This window comes from Bradyrhizobium sp. 930_D9_N1_4 (genome assembly GCF_052076015.1).
Taxonomy (GTDB): domain Bacteria; phylum Pseudomonadota; class Alphaproteobacteria; order Rhizobiales; family Xanthobacteraceae; genus Bradyrhizobium.
Genome location: NZ_CP197236.1, coordinates 4,327,779 through 4,344,991, shown reverse-complemented (window position 1 = coordinate 4,344,991; position 17,213 = coordinate 4,327,779). Strand labels below are relative to the sequence as shown.

Annotated in this window: 11 protein-coding genes and 2 tRNA genes; 8 read left to right on the top strand and 5 right to left on the bottom strand. The window is 64.8% G+C overall.

Annotated features, from left to right (window positions below):
* Positions 1–145 precede the first annotated feature (145 nt).
* Positions 146–1,459 (bottom strand): multicopper oxidase family protein, encoded by a 1,314-nt coding sequence (locus AB7532_RS20435; protein WP_441236545.1) that lies wholly within the window; start codon positions 1,457–1,459, stop codon positions 146–148.
* 152 nt (positions 1,460–1,611) lie between these two features.
* On the opposite strand from AB7532_RS20435, the gene AB7532_RS20430 reads away from it, so the two are divergent.
* From AB7532_RS20430 to AB7532_RS20395, 8 genes are all read left to right on the top strand, one after another.
* A tRNA-Leu gene (locus AB7532_RS20430) sits at positions 1,612–1,696 on the top strand.
* Positions 1,697–1,871: 175 nt separating this feature from the next.
* On the top strand, positions 1,872–3,233 hold the full coding sequence (gene tig / locus AB7532_RS20425; RefSeq protein WP_441236544.1) for a trigger factor: 1,362 nt from the start codon (positions 1,872–1,874) through the stop codon (positions 3,231–3,233).
* A gap of 341 nt (positions 3,234–3,574) precedes the next feature.
* Complete coding sequence (locus AB7532_RS20420) at positions 3,575–4,210, top strand: ATP-dependent Clp protease proteolytic subunit (protein ID WP_441236543.1); 636 nt, start codon at positions 3,575–3,577, stop codon at positions 4,208–4,210.
* A 448-nt stretch (positions 4,211–4,658) separates the two neighbouring features.
* The gene (gene clpX / locus AB7532_RS20415) at positions 4,659–5,930 is read left to right on the top strand and encodes an ATP-dependent Clp protease ATP-binding subunit ClpX (RefSeq protein ID WP_441236542.1); all 1,272 of its coding nucleotides are present in this window, start codon (positions 4,659–4,661) and stop codon (positions 5,928–5,930) included.
* Positions 5,931–6,255: 325 nt separating this feature from the next.
* Positions 6,256–8,679, top strand: coding sequence for an endopeptidase La (lon, locus tag AB7532_RS20410; protein WP_441236541.1), 2,424 nt, complete (start codon positions 6,256–6,258; stop codon positions 8,677–8,679).
* Positions 8,680–8,767: 88 nt separating this feature from the next.
* Entirely contained in the window at positions 8,768–9,172 is a 405-nt protein-coding gene (locus AB7532_RS20405; RefSeq protein ID WP_441236540.1) for a GFA family protein, read from the top strand.
* Positions 9,173–9,236: 64 nt separating this feature from the next.
* Positions 9,237–9,312, top strand: a tRNA-Val gene (locus AB7532_RS20400).
* 437 nt (positions 9,313–9,749) lie between these two features.
* The gene (locus AB7532_RS20395; RefSeq protein ID WP_441236539.1) at positions 9,750–10,610 is read left to right on the top strand and encodes a class I SAM-dependent methyltransferase; all 861 of its coding nucleotides are present in this window, start codon (positions 9,750–9,752) and stop codon (positions 10,608–10,610) included.
* Between the two features lie 133 nt (positions 10,611–10,743).
* On the opposite strand, the gene AB7532_RS20390 is transcribed toward AB7532_RS20395, so the two are convergent.
* From AB7532_RS20390 to ihpA, 4 genes are read right to left on the bottom strand one after another with little or no spacing between them, the layout of a single operon-like run.
* Positions 10,744–11,700, bottom strand: coding sequence for a cation diffusion facilitator family transporter (locus AB7532_RS20390; RefSeq protein WP_441236538.1), 957 nt, complete (start codon positions 11,698–11,700; stop codon positions 10,744–10,746).
* A 2-nt stretch (positions 11,701–11,702) separates the two neighbouring features.
* Positions 11,703–14,921 (bottom strand): efflux RND transporter permease subunit, encoded by a 3,219-nt coding sequence (locus AB7532_RS20385; RefSeq protein ID WP_441236537.1) that lies wholly within the window; start codon positions 14,919–14,921, stop codon positions 11,703–11,705.
* Positions 14,914–15,891: a divalent metal ion exporter adaptor subunit IhpB gene (gene ihpB, locus AB7532_RS20380; RefSeq protein ID WP_441236536.1), complete on the bottom strand. Its 978-nt coding sequence runs from the start codon at positions 15,889–15,891 to the stop codon at positions 14,914–14,916. The genes AB7532_RS20385 and ihpB overlap by 8 nt, the downstream gene beginning before the upstream one ends.
* A complete protein-coding gene (gene ihpA / locus AB7532_RS20375) occupies positions 15,888–17,162 on the bottom strand; it encodes a divalent metal ion exporter subunit IhpA (RefSeq protein ID WP_441236535.1) in 1,275 nt (424 codons plus the stop codon). The genes ihpB and ihpA overlap by 4 nt, the downstream gene beginning before the upstream one ends.
* Positions 17,163–17,213 lie beyond the last annotated feature (51 nt).

Below are 17,213 nucleotides of genomic sequence, written 5' to 3'. Positions count from 1 at the left end.
AAGGACGCCGCGCACAGCGGCCGTCAGGGATGGCCGTCGCTCAAATGTCACCCCATCCTCCGCTCACGACAGGCCACGCCTTGACGGCTGCGAGCACGGCGTCAGTCTCAACGGCGATCGGGCGATCTAATGGTTGCTACAAATCTCACTCCACCCCGTACCACCGCACCAGCCGTGGCGCCGCCCAGTCGGTGACGACCGACTCGATCAGCCATCGGCCGGGGGAGGTCGCGGCGAAGGCGATGCGCTGGGTCTGGCCGGGTTCGATGGCGAGGGTGTCGAGCCAATAGGGCTTCCAGCCGTCGTCGAGCTTGTCGAGCAGGCGGAAATGGTGGCCGTGCAGGTGGAACACGTTGGTGATGGGGCCGGGGTTCTTCAGGGCCAGCACGACGGTGCGGCCGGTCCTGGCGCGGAAGGCGGGGCTGGAGGAGATGGAGAATCCTGCTGGCCGCGTCCAGCCTGCCTCGGGCATGCCGAGCGCGACATCGAACCGCAGTGCGCCCTTCAGGTCGAGCTTCTCGGGCAGCCCGTTCAACGGGAGCGGCTGTGGCGGGAGCAGCGGTGCGCGCTCCAGTTTGCCGGAGATGGTGAGGCTTCCGACCTGCTGCGCTTCCTTGCCGTCATGGAGCAGGAATCGGGCCGGTGTGGCCGCATCCACGAAGGCGTCCGCGCGTGCGCCGGGGGCCAGCACCACGGCGCCGTTGCGCGCCGGGAACGGCTCGGCGGGCTGCCCGTCCAGCGCCATGACCTGGACCGCGTGATTCTCCAATTTGATCGCCAGAACAGAGCGTTGCGAGCCGTTGATAAAGCGCAGCCGCAGCCGCTCGCCGACTGAGGCTGAGAGTTCGAATGAAGTCTTGCCGTTGATCGTATGGAGCGGGCTGGTCTCCTTGGGGTCCTGGCCCGGGGGAAGCGCGGTCCCGTCCGGCCGCAGGCGCCATTCCTCGATCAGGAGGACCACGTCACGATCGACGGCGACCAGGCCGGACTCGGCAGCGATGATCGGGAGCGGGCGGGCGGGCTGCTTCTGGCCGTCCTCGAAGAGCCGGAAGTCGGCCAGCAAGGTCCCCGCGTTCGATATTGAAATGATTGATGTTTCTGTTGCACCCGGCGCCGTCGGCGCGCGTCCGCGGAGCGGGTCGGCGGTGGTCGGAGCATTCAGCCCGTACCAGACTGGCGCAATCGGCACAGGCAGGTCGTTCCGGAACACCACCTGGCAGCCGTCGAAGCGCTTGAGACGGACGTCCCCGAGATGACTTACGGCGGCCAGCTCCCAGATGGGTGCAGGCGGCCGGCCTGGCTTGAGAGGCAGCGTTGCCGGCCTTGCCTGGAGGGCGAGCTGGGCGGTCACGAGCGGGCCGGCTCCGCCCGCCATCAGCCCCGCCGCCGAGGCTCCGACGGAGGCTCCAAGGCCGGCCAGAATCTCACGCCGATTGGGGTTCAGGATCCGCGTTTTCATGGCTCGATCCGGACCACGCCGCGCTGGATAAGTCCAGCCATCGTGCCTACTTGAAGCCTGCCTCCATCGGGCCATTTTTTTGCTGCGAACAGTCAGGCGCATGCTATAAGCCCGCCGCCCGCGGCATCGCGGCCGGTCTTGATGCAAATTACGCGGGCGTGGCGGAACTGGTAGACGCGCTGGATTTAGGTTCCAGTGACGAAAGTTGTGGGGGTTCGAGTCCCTCCGCCCGCACCAAGCGCTTTCAGCGTTTGCACGGATTACCGACGGGCCTGCTTCCACACGGAGAGTTTCCGGCGGGAGCGGTCCGATGAACCATCGGCGTTGAGGCGTCAGCCTCGCGCCGGATCGATTAATGACAGCGTCCCGACGCGCAATGTGCCGGGGCCGAACGAGAAGAAGATTGGACGCCATGCAGGTCACAGAAACCCTCTCGGAAGGTTTGAAGCACGAGTTCAAGATCAGCGTTCCCGCGTCTGATCTCGACGCCAAGGCCGGCGCCAAGCTCGTCGACCTCAAGGACAAGGTCAAAATCAACGGCTTCCGTCCCGGCAAGGTGCCGGTCGCGCACCTGAAGAAGGTCTATGGCCGCTCGGTGATGGCCGAGACCATCGACCAGACCATCCGCGACACCAACACGCAGCTGTTCTCCGAGCGCGGCTTCAAGCTCGCGACCGAGCCGAAGATCACCATGCCGAGCGAGCAGGCCGAGGTCGAGGAGCTGCTTAACGGCAAGACCGATCTGACCTACACGGTCGCGATCGAGGTCGTGCCCGCGATTGCGCTCGCCGACTTCAAGGCCTTCCAGGTCGAGAAGCCCGTCGCCGACGTGTCCGACACCGACGTCGACGAGGCGATCAAGCGCATCGCCGACACCAATCGCGGCTATGCCGCGAAGGCCGACGGCGCCAAGGCCGAGTCCGGTGACCGCGTCACCATCAACTTCAAGGGCTCCATCAACGGCGAAGTTTTCGAAGGCGGCACCGGCGAAGGCATCCAGGTTGCGATCGGCTCGAACACTTTCATCCCCGGTTTCGAGGAGCAGCTCGTCGGCATCGGCGCCAACGAGACGCGCACGCTGAAAGTGTCGTTCCCCAAGAACTACATGAACGACAAGCTCGCCGGCCAGCCGGCCGAGTTCGAGACCACCGCGACGCTGATCGAGGCGCCGCAGGATGTCGCGATCGACGACGAGTTCGCCAAGACGCTCGGCCTCGAATCGCTGGACAAGCTGAAGGAAGCCGCGCGCGAGCGTCTGACCGCCGAGTTCGCTGGCGCGACCCGCCAGCGCGTCAAGCGCGCGCTGCTCGACCAGCTCGACGAGGCGCATCGCTTCGAGGCGCCGCCCTCGCTGGTCGACGAGGAGTTCAATCTGATGTGGAACTCGGTCAAGGCCGAGATGGATTCGGCCGGCAAGACCTTTGCCGATGAGGACACCACCGAGGACAAGGCCAAGGAAGAGTACCGCAAGATCGCCGACCGCCGCGTGCGGCTCGGCCTCGTGCTCTCCGAGATCGGCGAGAAGAACAAGATCACCGTGACCGACGACGAGGTCGGCCGCGCCGTGATCGAGCGGGCGCGCTCGATGCCCGGCCGCGAGAAGGAAGTCTGGGACTATTACCGCAGCAACGCCCAGGCGTTGGCCCAGCTTCGTGCACCGATCTACGAGGACAAGGTCGTCGACTTCATCCTCGAGCTTGCCAACGTGACCGAGAGGAAGGTTTCGCGCGAGGACCTCTACAAGGACGACGATGCGGAAAAGACCGCTGCCTGAAGGTTTTGAGCAATTCTCTTGAGACAGCCTTCTATTAAGGATGATCAGCGAAGAGGCCCGGTTAGCCATGTGGCTGGCTGGGCCTCTTTGCGAGAATCAGCTTCAAGTGCCAAGTCGATTTACACGTGGATTAAGCCTTAATTCGCTCCGCACTTGTCTGGCGCGATTTGGGCTATATCTGTCGGTACGCCCTGTACCCGAGTTCCTTGACCAACAAGCCTTCTGCGACAAGTCTTCTGCCAATAAGTCCTGCATCACGGGACGTCCATCGCCTCCGGCAAATCCAGCCCTACTGGCAGCCAGGACAGGCGGTGTCCGCGTCCGAAAACCCTAGGTGACTCATGCGCGATCCGGTTGAAACCTACATGAACCTCGTGCCCATGGTGGTCGAGCAGACCAACCGTGGCGAGCGCGCCTACGACATTTTCTCGCGCCTCCTGAAAGAGCGCATCATCTTCCTGACCGGACCGGTCGAGGACGGCATGTCGACGCTGGTGGTCGCGCAGCTGTTGTTCCTTGAGGCGGAAAATCCGAAGAAGGAAATCTCGATGTACATCAATTCGCCGGGTGGCGTGGTGACGTCGGGCCTCGCGATCTACGACACCATGCAGTTCATCCGCCCGCCGGTCTCGACGCTGTGCACCGGCCAGGCTGCCTCGATGGGCTCGCTGCTGCTTTGCGCCGGCGAGAAGGACATGCGCTTCTCGCTGCCGAACGCGCGCATCATGGTGCATCAGCCCTCCGGCGGCTTCCAGGGCCAGGCCACCGACATCATGCTGCATGCCCAGGAAATCCTGAACCTGAAGAAGCGGCTCAACGAGATCTACGTGAAGCACACCGGCCAGACCTACAAGACGATCGAGGACGCGCTGGAGCGCGACAAGTTCCTGACCGCGAACGACGCCAAGGAATTCGGTCTGGTCGACAGGGTCATCGACAAGCGCGCGGAAGAGGCGGGCGCGGCGAAAGCCCCGTAGCATTACCGGGATCGCAACTGCGATCCCCTCGATTGCGGGGGATCGTCAGGGCCGCGTTCACGTTAAGGACGCATTCGCGAGGGCGCAAAAAGTCATTTGCGCCCTGCGACAGGCAGAAAGTTCCGCTTTCGTGCCTGTTTTTGGTGGCAATCCAGCCACGCAATCGCGATTTCGATCACTTCACCCGTGCCAAGACGTGAAATCACGGTATTGTCACGGGTAGCCGACGCCCCCTCGATTAGCGAATTCTTGATAGTCGGGTGACAGCATGGTTGGCTACGAATGATCGGCTATGATCGCGGAGAATCGAGTGACCGTGATTCGCACGGGATGTAACGCGTAGGGTCTTTTTTGGTACGGAATTTGCTCTATTTGAACTGCATGCCGGCCCTCGTGTCGGAATGGAGCGATCGAGCGGAACGGGATCGAACCGCGGACGGAGACATGAATGAGTAAGGTCGGCACGAGCGACTCCAAGAACACGCTGTATTGCTCGTTCTGCGGCAAGAGCCAGCACGAAGTCCGTAAACTGATCGCGGGTCCCACGGTCTTCATTTGCGACGAGTGCGTCGAGCTCTGCATGGACATCATCCGCGAGGAAAACAAATCCTCGCTCGTGAAGTCGCGCGACGGCATTCCGACGCCGAAGGAAATCTGCAAGGTCCTGGACGATTACGTGATCGGCCAGAACCATGCGAAGAAGGTCCTGTCGGTCGCGGTGCACAATCACTACAAGCGCCTCAATCACCAGACCAAGCACAACGACGTCGAGCTCGCGAAGTCGAACATCCTGCTGATCGGTCCGACCGGTTCGGGCAAGACGCTGCTCGCGCAGACGCTCGCTCGCATTCTGGATGTGCCCTTCACGATGGCGGATGCGACGACGCTGACCGAAGCCGGCTATGTCGGCGAGGACGTCGAGAACATCATCCTGAAGCTGCTCCAGGCCGCCGACTACAACGTCGAGCGCGCCCAGCGCGGCATCGTCTACATCGACGAAATCGACAAGATCAGCCGCAAGTCGGACAACCCCTCGATCACGCGCGACGTGTCGGGTGAGGGCGTGCAGCAGGCGCTGCTGAAGATCATGGAAGGCACGGTGGCTTCGGTCCCGCCGCAGGGCGGCCGCAAGCATCCGCAGCAGGAATTCCTGCAGGTGGACACCACCAACATCCTGTTCATCTGCGGTGGTGCGTTTTCCGGCCTCGAAAAGATCATCTCGGCGCGCGGACGTTCGACCTCGATCGGCTTCGCGGCCCAGGTGCTCGCGCCGGAAGATCGCCGTACCGGCGAAATCTTCCGTCACGTCGAGCCCGAGGATCTGCTGAAGTACGGCCTGATCCCGGAGTTCGTCGGTCGTCTGCCGGTCGTGGCGACGCTGGAGGATCTCGACGAGGCTTCGCTCAAGAAGATTCTGGTCGAACCGAAGAACGCGCTGGTGAAACAGTACCAGCGGCTGTTCGAGATGGAGAACATCGAGCTGACCTTCGCCGACGAGGCGCTTGGCGCGGTTGCCCGCAAGGCGATCGAGCGCAAGACCGGCGCGCGTGGTCTGCGTTCGATCCTCGAGGCGATCCTGCTCGAGACCATGTTCGATCTGCCGGGTCTCGAAGGTGTGGAAGAAGTCGTGATTTCGCGCGAAGTCGTGGAAGGAACGGCCCGTCCGCTCTACATCTATGCCGATCGGTCGGATCGCGCCGTCGAGAACGCCAGCGCCTGATTTTCCGGCGCTGGAACGCTCCAATCGTTCATAGAAGTGACGGCTGCGGACATGTACTCCGCAGCCGATGTTGCGTCGCTTACCCGTGTGCGTAAGCGCCTGATGGCGCGCGTCTTTCAATGACTTGACACCCCCCGGGTCGATAGCCACCTAATGTCGGCGGCGAGCGAGAATTCTGTTCAAGATTCGCCTCAGTTCCGATCCGGCAAGCCCGGTCCGTCCAGCGAATGGCAGACCGGTTTTGTGGATCACCTCGGCACCTTGTGGCGGTTGCGCATGAGCATGGCGGGCTGCGTGCAGGGGGGCAAAGCAAAAGGAAAAGGCCATGACTAATCCAAAACCCAGGCCAACCATCGTTCATGGCGAAACGCACGCCTATCCCGTGCTCCCGCTGCGCGACATCGTCGTCTTCCCGCACATGATCGTTCCGCTCTTCGTCGGTCGCGAGAAGTCGATCCGCGCGCTCGAAGAGGTGATGAAGAACGACGCACTGATCATGCTCGCGACGCAGAAGAACGCCTCCGACGATGATCCGGCGCCCGATTCCATTTACGAGACCGGTACGCTTGCCAGCGTGCTCCAGCTCTTGAAGCTTCCCGACGGCACCGTGAAGGTGCTGGTCGAAGGGCTCGAGCGTGCGCGCGTGCAGAAGTACACCGATCGCAGCGAGTACTACGAAGCGACCGCGATTGCGCTTGCCGACACCGATGGAAAGTCGGTGGAGGCGGAAGCACTGTCTCGTTCGGTCGTGTCCGACTTCGAGAGCTATGTGAAGCTCAACAAGAAGATCTCGGCCGAGGTCGTCGGCGTCGTGCAGGCGATCACCGATTTCGCCAAGCTCGCCGACACGGTTGCCTCGCATCTCGCGGTCAAGATCGCCGATCGCCAGCAGATCCTGGAGACGCTGTCCGTCACCACGCGCCTGGAGAAGGTGCTGGGCCTGATGGAGAGCGAGATCTCGGTGCTGCAGGTCGAGAAGCGGATTCGTTCTCGTGTCAAACGGCAAATGGAGAAGACCCAGCGCGAGTATTATCTCAACGAGCAGATGAAGGCGATCCAGAAGGAACTCGGCGACGACGACGGTCGCGACGAGCTCGCCGATCTCGAAGAGAAGATCTCCAAGACCAAGCTCTCCAAGGAAGCGCGCGAGAAGGCGCAGCATGAATTGAAGAAGCTGCGCCAGATGTCGCCGATGTCCGCGGAAGCGACCGTCGTGCGCAACTATCTGGATTGGCTGCTGTCGATCCCGTGGAACAAGAAGTCCAAGGTGAAGAAGGATCTGGAATCGGCGCAGGCCGTTCTGGACTCCGATCACTACGGTCTGGAGAAGGTCAAGGAACGCATCGTCGAGTATCTCGCGGTGCAGTCGCGCGCCAACAAGCTGACCGGGCCGATCCTGTGCCTCGTCGGGCCCCCTGGCGTCGGCAAGACCTCGCTCGGCAAGTCGATCGCGAAGGCGACGGGGCGCGAGTTCGTGCGCGTCTCGCTCGGCGGCGTGCGCGACGAGGCCGAGATCCGCGGTCACCGCCGGACCTATATCGGCTCGATGCCCGGCAAGATCATCCAGTCGATGCGGAAGGCGAAGTCGTCCAATCCGCTGTTCCTGCTGGACGAGATCGACAAGATGGGCGCCGATTTCCGCGGTGACCCGTCCTCGGCGCTGCTCGAGGTCCTCGACCCCGAGCAGAACGGGACCTTCAACGACCACTATCTCGAGGTCGACTACGATCTGTCCAACGTGATGTTCATCACGACCGCGAATACGCTCAATATTCCGGGCCCGCTGATGGACCGCATGGAGATCATCCGGATCGCGGGTTACACCGAGAACGAGAAGGTCGAGATCGCGCGCAAGCATCTGATTCCGAACGCGGTGTCCAAGCATGGCCTGGACTCCAAGGAATTCTCGATCGACGACGACGCGCTGCTGCTGTTGATCCGCCGCTACACCCGCGAAGCGGGCGTGCGTAATCTGGAGCGTGAGCTCTCCACACTCGCCCGCAAGGCGGTGAAGGAGCTGATGATCTCCAAGAAGAAGTCGGTCAAGGTTACCGAGAAGACTCTGGAAGAGCTTCTGGGCGTGCCGAAGTACCGCTACGGCGAGATCGAGAGCGAGCCGCAGGTCGGCATCGTCACCGGCCTTGCCTGGACCGATGTCGGCGGCGAGCTGTTGACCATCGAAGGCGTCATGATGCCCGGTAAGGGCAAGATGACGGTCACGGGCAATCTGCGCGACGTGATGAAGGAATCGATCTCGGCGGCGGCGTCCTATGTCCGCTCGCGTGCGATCGTCTACGGCATCGAGCCGCCGCTGTTCGACCGGCGCGACATCCACGTGCACGTGCCGGAAGGCGCGACGCCGAAGGACGGTCCGTCGGCGGGTGTGGCGATGGCCACCGCGATCATCTCGGTCATGACCGGCATTCCGGTTCGCCACGATGTCGCGATGACCGGCGAGATCACGCTGCGCGGTCGCGTGCTGCCGATCGGCGGCTTGAAGGAGAAGCTGCTGGCTGCGGCCCGCGGCGGCATCAAGACGGTGCTGATCCCCGAGGACAACGCCAAGGATCTCACGGAGATTTCCGATGCGATCAAGGGCGGCATGGAGATCATCCCGGTCTCCCGTCTCGACGACGTCGTCGCCAAGGCGCTGGTGAAGAAGCCCGTGCCGATCGTCTGGGAAGAGGACACCAAGGTGACGGTGAAGCCGGACGGCGACGAAGCCGCAGGCGGCCTGACCGCTCACTGAGATCGCAGTTCGAAAAGATGATAAAACGGCGCCTTCGGGCGCCGTTTTTGTTTTTGGGGCAGGGGACGGCGAACAGGGGGACGAGGCGATGCAGATCGATGGGCACTGCCATTGCGGACAGATCACCTTCGAGGCCGAGATTGATCCCGAGACGGTCTCGGTCTGCCACTGCCGGGACTGTCAGTCCCTGACGGGATCGCCGTTCCGGGTGACCGCGATCTGCACTGGCGCCGACGTCAAGCTGACCGCCGGCACGCCCAAGGTCTACGGCAAGCGCGGCGACAACGGCCGGATGCGCTTCCAGCATTTCTGCGCCGATTGCGGTTCCCCGCTGTTCACCAGCGGCGAGGGCGACCAGGCCGACGATTGGGGCATCCGCTGGGGCGCGATCCGCCAGCGTGACGAGCTCAGGCCGGTCAGGCAGATCTGGTGTCAGTCGGCCGCGGTGTGGATCGACGCGGTACCGCTGCTGCCGGGAAGGCCGGGGGATTGAGGCCCAAGTCGATGGGGCTGGGCACTTGCCCCTTCGGGGCCCGTAAGGCTAAAGAGGCGCCGTGGGGCGATTAGCTCAGCGGTTAGAGCATCTCGTTTACACCGAGAGGGTCCGCGGTTCGAATCCGTGATCGCCCACCAGCCTTCGCTCGCTTCGCGAGCTGCGGCTCGGCAGGCCAGCCCAGCAGGTTGGCGCGAAGCGAGCGAAGGCTGCCACGCCGAAGCCCAACGGGCGAAGGCGGGCGTTTGGCGGCGAGCTTCGGCTCGGCAAGGCCAAACCATTTGTGACCATCGTCACAGGCGCCCGCGCCGGAATGGTCCAAGGTCAACCCGCAAGTCACAACGGAGGGTTGGTCCAATGTGTGCGCTGCTTGATCTCATCTATCGCCATTGCTGCCGGGCGTGCCTGCGCGAAGCGCGCCGCATGAGCCACGGCGGTTCGTCGATCGCCATCTGGTAATTTCGCGCCGAGCCCCGGTTCCGGGAATGGTGCGCCTGACATCCCGACGTGATATCGCCGCTGTGCGGTCGCAGAACCGCGACGAGCGTATCGCGCGAACGGAATGACCGGGGACATCATGCAACAGCCTAGCGGACACGAGCAAAACGCTGACCAGATCGCCTACTGGAACGGTCCGAGCGGACAACGCTGGGCCGATCGCCACGCGGCGCAGGAAAGCCTGCTCGGCCCTATTGCCGACGCGCTGATCGCCCGCGCCAGGCCGATGCCGGGCGAGCGCGTTCTCGATGTCGGCTGCGGCTCCGGTGCGACGACGTTCGCGTTCGCGAAGGCGGTGGCGCCTGACGGCTTTGCGCTCGGCCTCGATGTTTCCGATCCGATGCTGTCGCAGGCGCGCGCGTTTGCGCCAAAGGGCCTGCCGCTCGATTTCGTGCTGGCGGATGCGACGGTGCATCCGTTCCAGCCGGCGAGCTTTGACCTGCTGGCGTCGCGCTTCGGCGTGATGTTCTTCGCCGATCCCGTTGCGTCCTTCACCAATCTCCGCCGAGCGCTGAAGCCCACGGGACGGCTCGCGTTTGCTTGCTGGCGCGAGCCGAAGGAAAATCCGTGGATGATGGCGCCGCTGATGGCGGTCTACAAACACGTACCAAAAATGCCGCCTGTCGGGCCGGAAGAGCCGGGCCCGTTCGCCTTTGCATCAGAGGAGCGCGTGACGCGCATTCTGAAAGGGGCAGGCTTTGTGGACGTGGCGATGGAGCCGCACAATCTGCCGATGGACGTCGCCATCGGCGGCGGGCTCGATGGTGCCGTCGATGGGGCGCTCCAGATCGGCCCCGCCAGCCGCGCGCTTCAGGGCCATCCGCCGGAGACGTACGCGGCCGCCAAAGCCTCGATCCGAGAGATGCTCACGCCGTTCCTGAAGGGCCAGAGCGTGGCGCTGCAGGGCGCGATCTGGATCGTGACGGCGAAGCCGGCGTAGGCGGCCACGCTCTCTCACCGCCGTCATTGCGAGCGTAGCGAAGCAATCCAGACTGTTTCCACGGAGGCAGTCTGGATTGCTTCGTCGCTTCGCTCCTCGCAATGACGATGGGGAGGCAGCGACGCTGCGTCACTCACACCACATCATCTGGCGCCAGCGCGCAGCCATTGTCCGGATGCGTTTCCACCTGAAGCGTGGTGTGGCCGATGCGATAGGTCGTCTTCAGGAGCTGTGCGGTTTCCATCAGGAATGCATCGGCGGTGCCGGCGGGCATCATCAGATGACATGTCAGCGCCGTCTCGGTGGTCGAGATCGGCCAGACGTGGAGGTCGTGGATCCCTGATACGCCGGGACGCGCGAGCAAAAAGGCCTTGATCGCGGCGAGGTCGGTGCCCTTGGGCGCGGCGGCCATCGACATGTCGATCGAGCCGCGCAGCAGGCTGGTGGTGCTCCAGAGGATGGTGAGGCAGATGACGAGGCTGGTGACGGGATCGAGCCAGAGCCAGTCGGTCCAGATGATCAGCGCCGCCGAGACCACGACGCCGAGCGAGACCGCGGCATCGGCCGCCATGTGCAGATAGGCGCCTTCGATGTTGATGTCGTCCTTGCGTCCGCCAGCGAACAGCATCGCGGTAAAGCCGTTGATGAGGATACCGATGCCGGCGACCACCATCACCGTGACGCCCGCGACCGGCTCCGGATCGCGCAGGCGCAGGATGGCCTCCCAGCCGATTGCGCCGGTCGCGACCAGCAGGAACACCGCATTCGCCAGCGCCGCCAGGATGGTGGAGGCGCGAAAACCATAGGTGAAGCGGCCGCTCGGCGCGCGACGCGCCGCGATCGAGGCGGCCCAGGCCACGACGAGGCCAAGCACGTCGGACAAATTGTGGCCGGCGTCGGCGAGCAGCGCGGTGGAGTTGCCGAGATAGCCATAGACCGCCTCGGCGACGACCAGCGCGGTGTTGAGCGTGATGCCGATCGCGAACGCCTTGCCGAAATTGGCGGGGGCATGGACATGCGCGTGGCCGTGACCATGATCGTGCCCGGCATGGTCATGGTGGTGATGACCGTGATGGTCGTGGCTACCCAAGTCTAGCGCTCCCCGGAAACCGCCAAATCAGGGGCCATTGTAGGCGTTTCGTTTGCTGCGTCACGGCGGAACAGCACGTAGAGCGCCGGCAGCACCAGCAGCGTCAGGATGGTCGAGGAGATGATGCCGCCGATCACGACGGTCGCGAGCGGCCGCTGCACCTCGGCGCCGGCGCCGGTGGCGAGCGCCATCGGCACGAAGCCGAGGGAGGCGACCAGGGCCGTCATCAGCACCGGCCGCAGCCGCGTCAGCGCGCCCTCGTGCACGGCCTCCGCAACAGATCGCCCCTCGCTGCGCAGCCGCTCGATGAAGGCGATGATGACGAGGCCGTTGAGCACCGCCACGCCCGATAGCGCGATGAAGCCGACGCCCGCACTGATCGACAACGGGATGCCGCGCAGCAGCAGCGCCGCGATGCCACCGGTCAGCGCCAGCGGTACGCCGGAGAACACCAGCGCCGCGTCCGCCACCGATCCCATGCCCATGAACAGCAGCAGGAACACCAGCAGCAGCGCCACCGGCACCACGATCGTCAGCCGCTTGGTCGCGGAGACCAGCTGCTCGAATTGTCCGCCCCAGCCGATCCAGTAGCCCGGCGGCAGCTTGACCTTCTCGGCCACGGCCGCCTCCGCCTCGCTGACGAAGGAGCCGAGATCGCGGGCGCGGACATTGGCGGTGACGACGATGCGCCGCTTGCCGTTCTCGCGGCTGATCTGGTTCGGGCCGGGTGTCGCATCGACGGTTGCGACCGACGACAGCGGCACATAGCGCATCTGGGCGAGGGGAGAGCTGGACAGCGCCGTACGAATGGCTGTGCCGGACGTGGCTTCCTCGCTCGGCGGCAGCGGAATCGGGATGGCCCGGATCGCCTCGAGATCGCCGCGCAGGCGTTCCGGCAGGCGCACGACGATGTCGAAGCGGCGGTCGCCCTCGAACAGTTTGCCGGCCGATTTGCCGCCCACCGCGATCTCGACGATGCCCTGCACCTCGCCGACACTGAGACCGTAGCGGGAAAGCGCCTGGCGGTCGAGGCGGACGGTGAGGATCGGCAGGCCCGAGACCTGCTCGATCTTGACGTCGCTGGCGCCGCGGATGCCGCGGATCGCCGCTTCGACCTGCTTTGCCGCACCTTGCAGGATGTCGAGGTCGTCGCCGAACACCTTGATGCCTACATCGCTGCGCACGCCGGAGATCAGCTCGTTGACGCGGAACTGGACCGGCTGGGAGAGCTCATAGGCGCTGCCGGGGATGTCGTCGGCGGCCTTGTCGATGGCTTCGATCACCTCGGATTTCGGCTTGTCCGGGTCGGGCCATTCGGCGCGCGGCTTCAGCATGATGTAGCCGTCGGTCTGCGCCGGCGACATCGGATCGGTCGCGATCTCGGCGGTGCCGATGCGGGTGAAGAACTCCTTCACCTCCGGAATCTGCGTGATGCGCTTTTCCAGCGCCTTTTGAAGGTCCAGCGACTGGGTCAGGCTGGTGCCGGGGATCCGGATCGAGGCCAGCGCGACGTCGCCTTCGTCCAGGCTCGGAATGAACTCGCCGCCCATGCGCGAAGCGGCGATGCCGCTCGCAATCACGATGATGGCGGCCGCGATGGCGACCGTGCCGCGATTGTCGACGGCAAAGCGGAGCAGCGGCAGATAGACCCGCTTCGCCGCCCTCATGAACAGGTTTTCGTGCTCCGACACCTTGCCCGTGACGAAGATCGCGACCGCCGCAGGCACGAAAGTGATGGAGAACAGCACGGCGGCGCCCAGCGCCATCAGCACGGTCAGCGCCATCGGCGTGAACATCTTGCCCTCGACGCCGGTCAGCGTCAGCACGGGCAGATAGACCACCGCGATGATCAGCGTTCCGAACAGGCTCGGCTTGATGACCTCGCGCGACCCGCGCAGGATCGCGCGCAGCCGTTCGGGCGTGGAGAGCAGGCCGCCTTTCTCGCGCTGGGCGACCGCCAGCATCCGCAGGCAGTTCTCGACGATGATCACCGCGCCATCGACGATGATGCCGAAGTCGATCGCCCCCAGGCTCATCAGGTTCGCGCTGACTTTGGTTTCGACCATGCCGGTGATCGTCATGGCCATCGACAGCGGAATGACGCAGGCCACCACGAGCGCCGCGCGGATGTTGCCGAGGATCAGGAACAGCACGGCCACGACCAGCGCCGCGCCTTCCAGAAGGTTGTTCTGGACCGTGCGGATGGTGGCCTCGACCAGATCGGTGCGGTCGTAAACGGTTCGCGTCACGACGCCGTCGGGAAGCGATTTGGCGATGTCTTGCAGGCGGGCCGCGACACGGCGCGCCACCGTGCGGCTGTTCTCGCCGATCAGGAGCATGGCGGTGCCGAGCACGGTTTCCTCGCCGTCACGCGTCGCCGCGCCCGTGCGCAGGTCGCGACCTTCGGTGACAACAGCGACGTCCCTGATCCTGACGGGATTGCCGCCGCGCGAGCCGATCACGACGTCCTGGATCTCGCTGATATTGCCGACCTGGCCCGGCGAGCGAACCAGATATTGCTCGCCGTTGCGCTCGATATAGCCGGCGCCGACATTGGCGTTGTTGGCGGCAAGCGCCGTCATGACGTCGCGGAATCCGAGCCGGTAAGCCATCAGCTTGCCGGGGTCCGGCAGCACGTGGAATTGCCGCTCGAAGCCGCCGATGGTGTTGATCTCGATCACGCCGGGCACGTTGCGAAGCTGCGGCTTGATGATCCAGTCCTGCACGGTGCGCAGCTCGGTCAGCGAATAATCGTGGCCGCCCTGGGTCTTCGCGCCAGCCTTCGCCTCGACGGTATACATGAAGATCTCGCCGAGCCCGGTCGAGAGCGGCCCCATCGCGACCTCGACGCCGGCGGGAAGCTGGTCCTTCACCTGCTGGATGCGCTCGCCCACGAGCTGGCGGGCGAAATAGATGTCGGTGCCGTCCTTGAACACGACCGTCACCTGGCTGAGGCCGTAGCGCGACAGCGAACGCGTGTAGTCGAGCTTCGGCAGGCCGCCCATCGCGGTCTCGACGGGGAAGGTGATGCGCTGCTCCGTCTCCAGCGGGGAATAGCCGGGCGCGCGGGTGTTGATCTGGACCTGGACGTTGGTGATGTCGGGCACGGCATCGATCGGCAGACGCTGGAAATTCCAGATCCCGAACGCGATGGCGCCGAGCGCGAGCAGGAGGACGAGCCAGCGCTGTTGCAGCGAGACGGCGATGAGGCGCTCAATCATGCTCGGCCTCTCCCTTGCCCATCTCCGCCTTCACGACAAAGCTGTTCTCCGCGACGTAATGCTCGCCGGGCGAAAGGCCTGCCTTGATCTCGACGAATCTCGGGTCGGAATCGCCAAGCTCGACGGGGCGCGCCTCGATCTTGTCGCCGTCTTCGCGGACGAACACGATGGTCCGGTTCTCCAGCGTCTGGATCGCGCTTCGGCGCACGGCGACTGCGACGTTGCGGGCGGCCAGGATCAGCCGCGCCGTCACGAACAGGCCGGGCCGCAAGCGCCCGTCGGGATTTGGCAGCACCACGCGCGCGAGCGCGGTCTGGGTCTCGCTGCTGCCGATCGGCGCCATGTAGGAGATCGTGCCCTTGATCTCGCCACGGCCGTCGTCGGGATCGATCAACACCTCGTCGTTGAGGCGAACGCGCCGCAGATCCTGCCGGTAGATCGAGAGATCGACCCAGATGGTGGAGAGGTCGGCGACGACGAAGGCCGGCTTCTGCTCGGAGGCATATTCACCCAGCGAGATCTGCCGTTCGATGATGGTGCCGGCGATCGGCGCCTTCAGCTCGTAGACGGTGAGGCTCTGGTTGCTCTCGATGGTGGCCAGCAGATCGTCCTTGCCGACCTTGTCGCCGATGCGTTTCAGGATCGATTTGGCAATTCCGGGAAAGCGAGGTGTGACCTGAACGACCGCCTCCTGGTTTGCACGCAGGATGCCGTTGAACGACAGCGTATCGGTGAGCGTCGCGCTCGCCGCCTCCGCCAGCACCACGCCGGCCGCGGCGAGCTTGACGTCGGAGATGCGGATGCGGTCGGCGCCGTGCTCGTCCTGCTCGACATGGTCGGTCGGCTTCTTCTGTTCGGAATGCTCGGCGTGCTCGGTGTGCGCGACCTTTCCCGGGGCGAGCAGGGAGGTGCCGTAGGCGCCGAGCGCGGCGGCAACGATCGCGATGAGAATGGTGGAGGATGTCTTCATCGTGCGCCCTCCCGGGCCAGCGCAAAGGGGTTGCCGACGAGGCCTTCGATGGTGGCGACGCCCGCGTGGAAATTCTGGAGCGCCTCCTGCTCGCGCAGCCGCGCCTGCGTGACGCTGGCCTGGGCGTCGAGCACTTCGAGCAGGGTGAAGCGGCCCTGGCCGTAGCCTTGCGCGATCGCTTCCGACGCTTCGGTCGCCTTGGGAATCGCGATCTCGCGCAGCACCGCGAGCTCGCGTAGCGAGCCCTGGACCGAGTCGTAGGCGCGGCCTGCCACCACGATCAGCGTGTTGCGATTGGCTTCGCGCTCGGCTCGGGTTTTGGCGAGGCTTTCCTGCGCCGAGAGGATATTGCCCTGGTTCTGGTCGAACACGGGGATCGGCACCGAGACGGTCAGGCGCGCCGCGTCGTCATTGGTCTCGTTGAAATGGCGCCAGCCGGCGGCGATGCGCACGTCGGGATAGGGCCGGAGTCGCGCCATCAGCAGTTCGGCATTGCGCTGGGCATAGACGGCGGTCCAGCGCACCAGCTGCGGATTGGCATCGATGGCGGCGACCACCGCCTGGAACGTCGGCGTCTTGGCCATGATGTCGAGCCGGCCCGAAACTTCGCCAAATTTGGCGGCGGGATCGCCCATCAGCACCGCAAGCTCGCGCCGGGCGCTCGAAAGCGTCGCCTTGAAGCGCTCGCGGTCGGCTTTCACCAGAGCGGAAGCGACCTCGGCGCGGCCGGTCTCGGCAGGCGAAGACGCGCCGGCCTCGACGCGGCGGCGCAGCAGCGGCGTCAGCTTGTCGATCGCCGCAATCTGCTCGTCCAGGATCTGGATGCGCCGCTGCGCGCCGAGCACGCTGAGAAACGCAATCGCGGTCTCCGACAGCACCTCCAGCCGGATCGCCTTGCGCTGGATCGCGGCGACCTCGATGCCGGCCGCGCCCGCGGCGATCCGCGCGTCGCGCTTGCCGAACAGCTCGAAGGCCTGGCTGATCTGAAGCGTGGTCTCGGCCGATCGCGTCCCGCGATATTTGCCGGAGCCGAATGAATCGTCCTGCTCGTAGGACAGTTCCGGGTTGAGCAGGGCCCCGGCCTGGATGCGCTGGCCCGTGGCGATGCCGACGTCGCGCTCCGCCGCCGTCAGGCGCGGGCTCGCGCCCAGCGCGCGCGAGAGCGCGGCGCGCATGGTCAGGGTCTGGGCGTGCGCGTGCTGCGTCAGCGAGGGGCCAACGAGTAGAGCCAACGCGCAAGCGAGGCGCGCGGCAGTCCGTCTGCAAGACATGAAGATGACCTGTGAACAATAGCATGATGGGTGCGCAGGCACCCGGCTGAT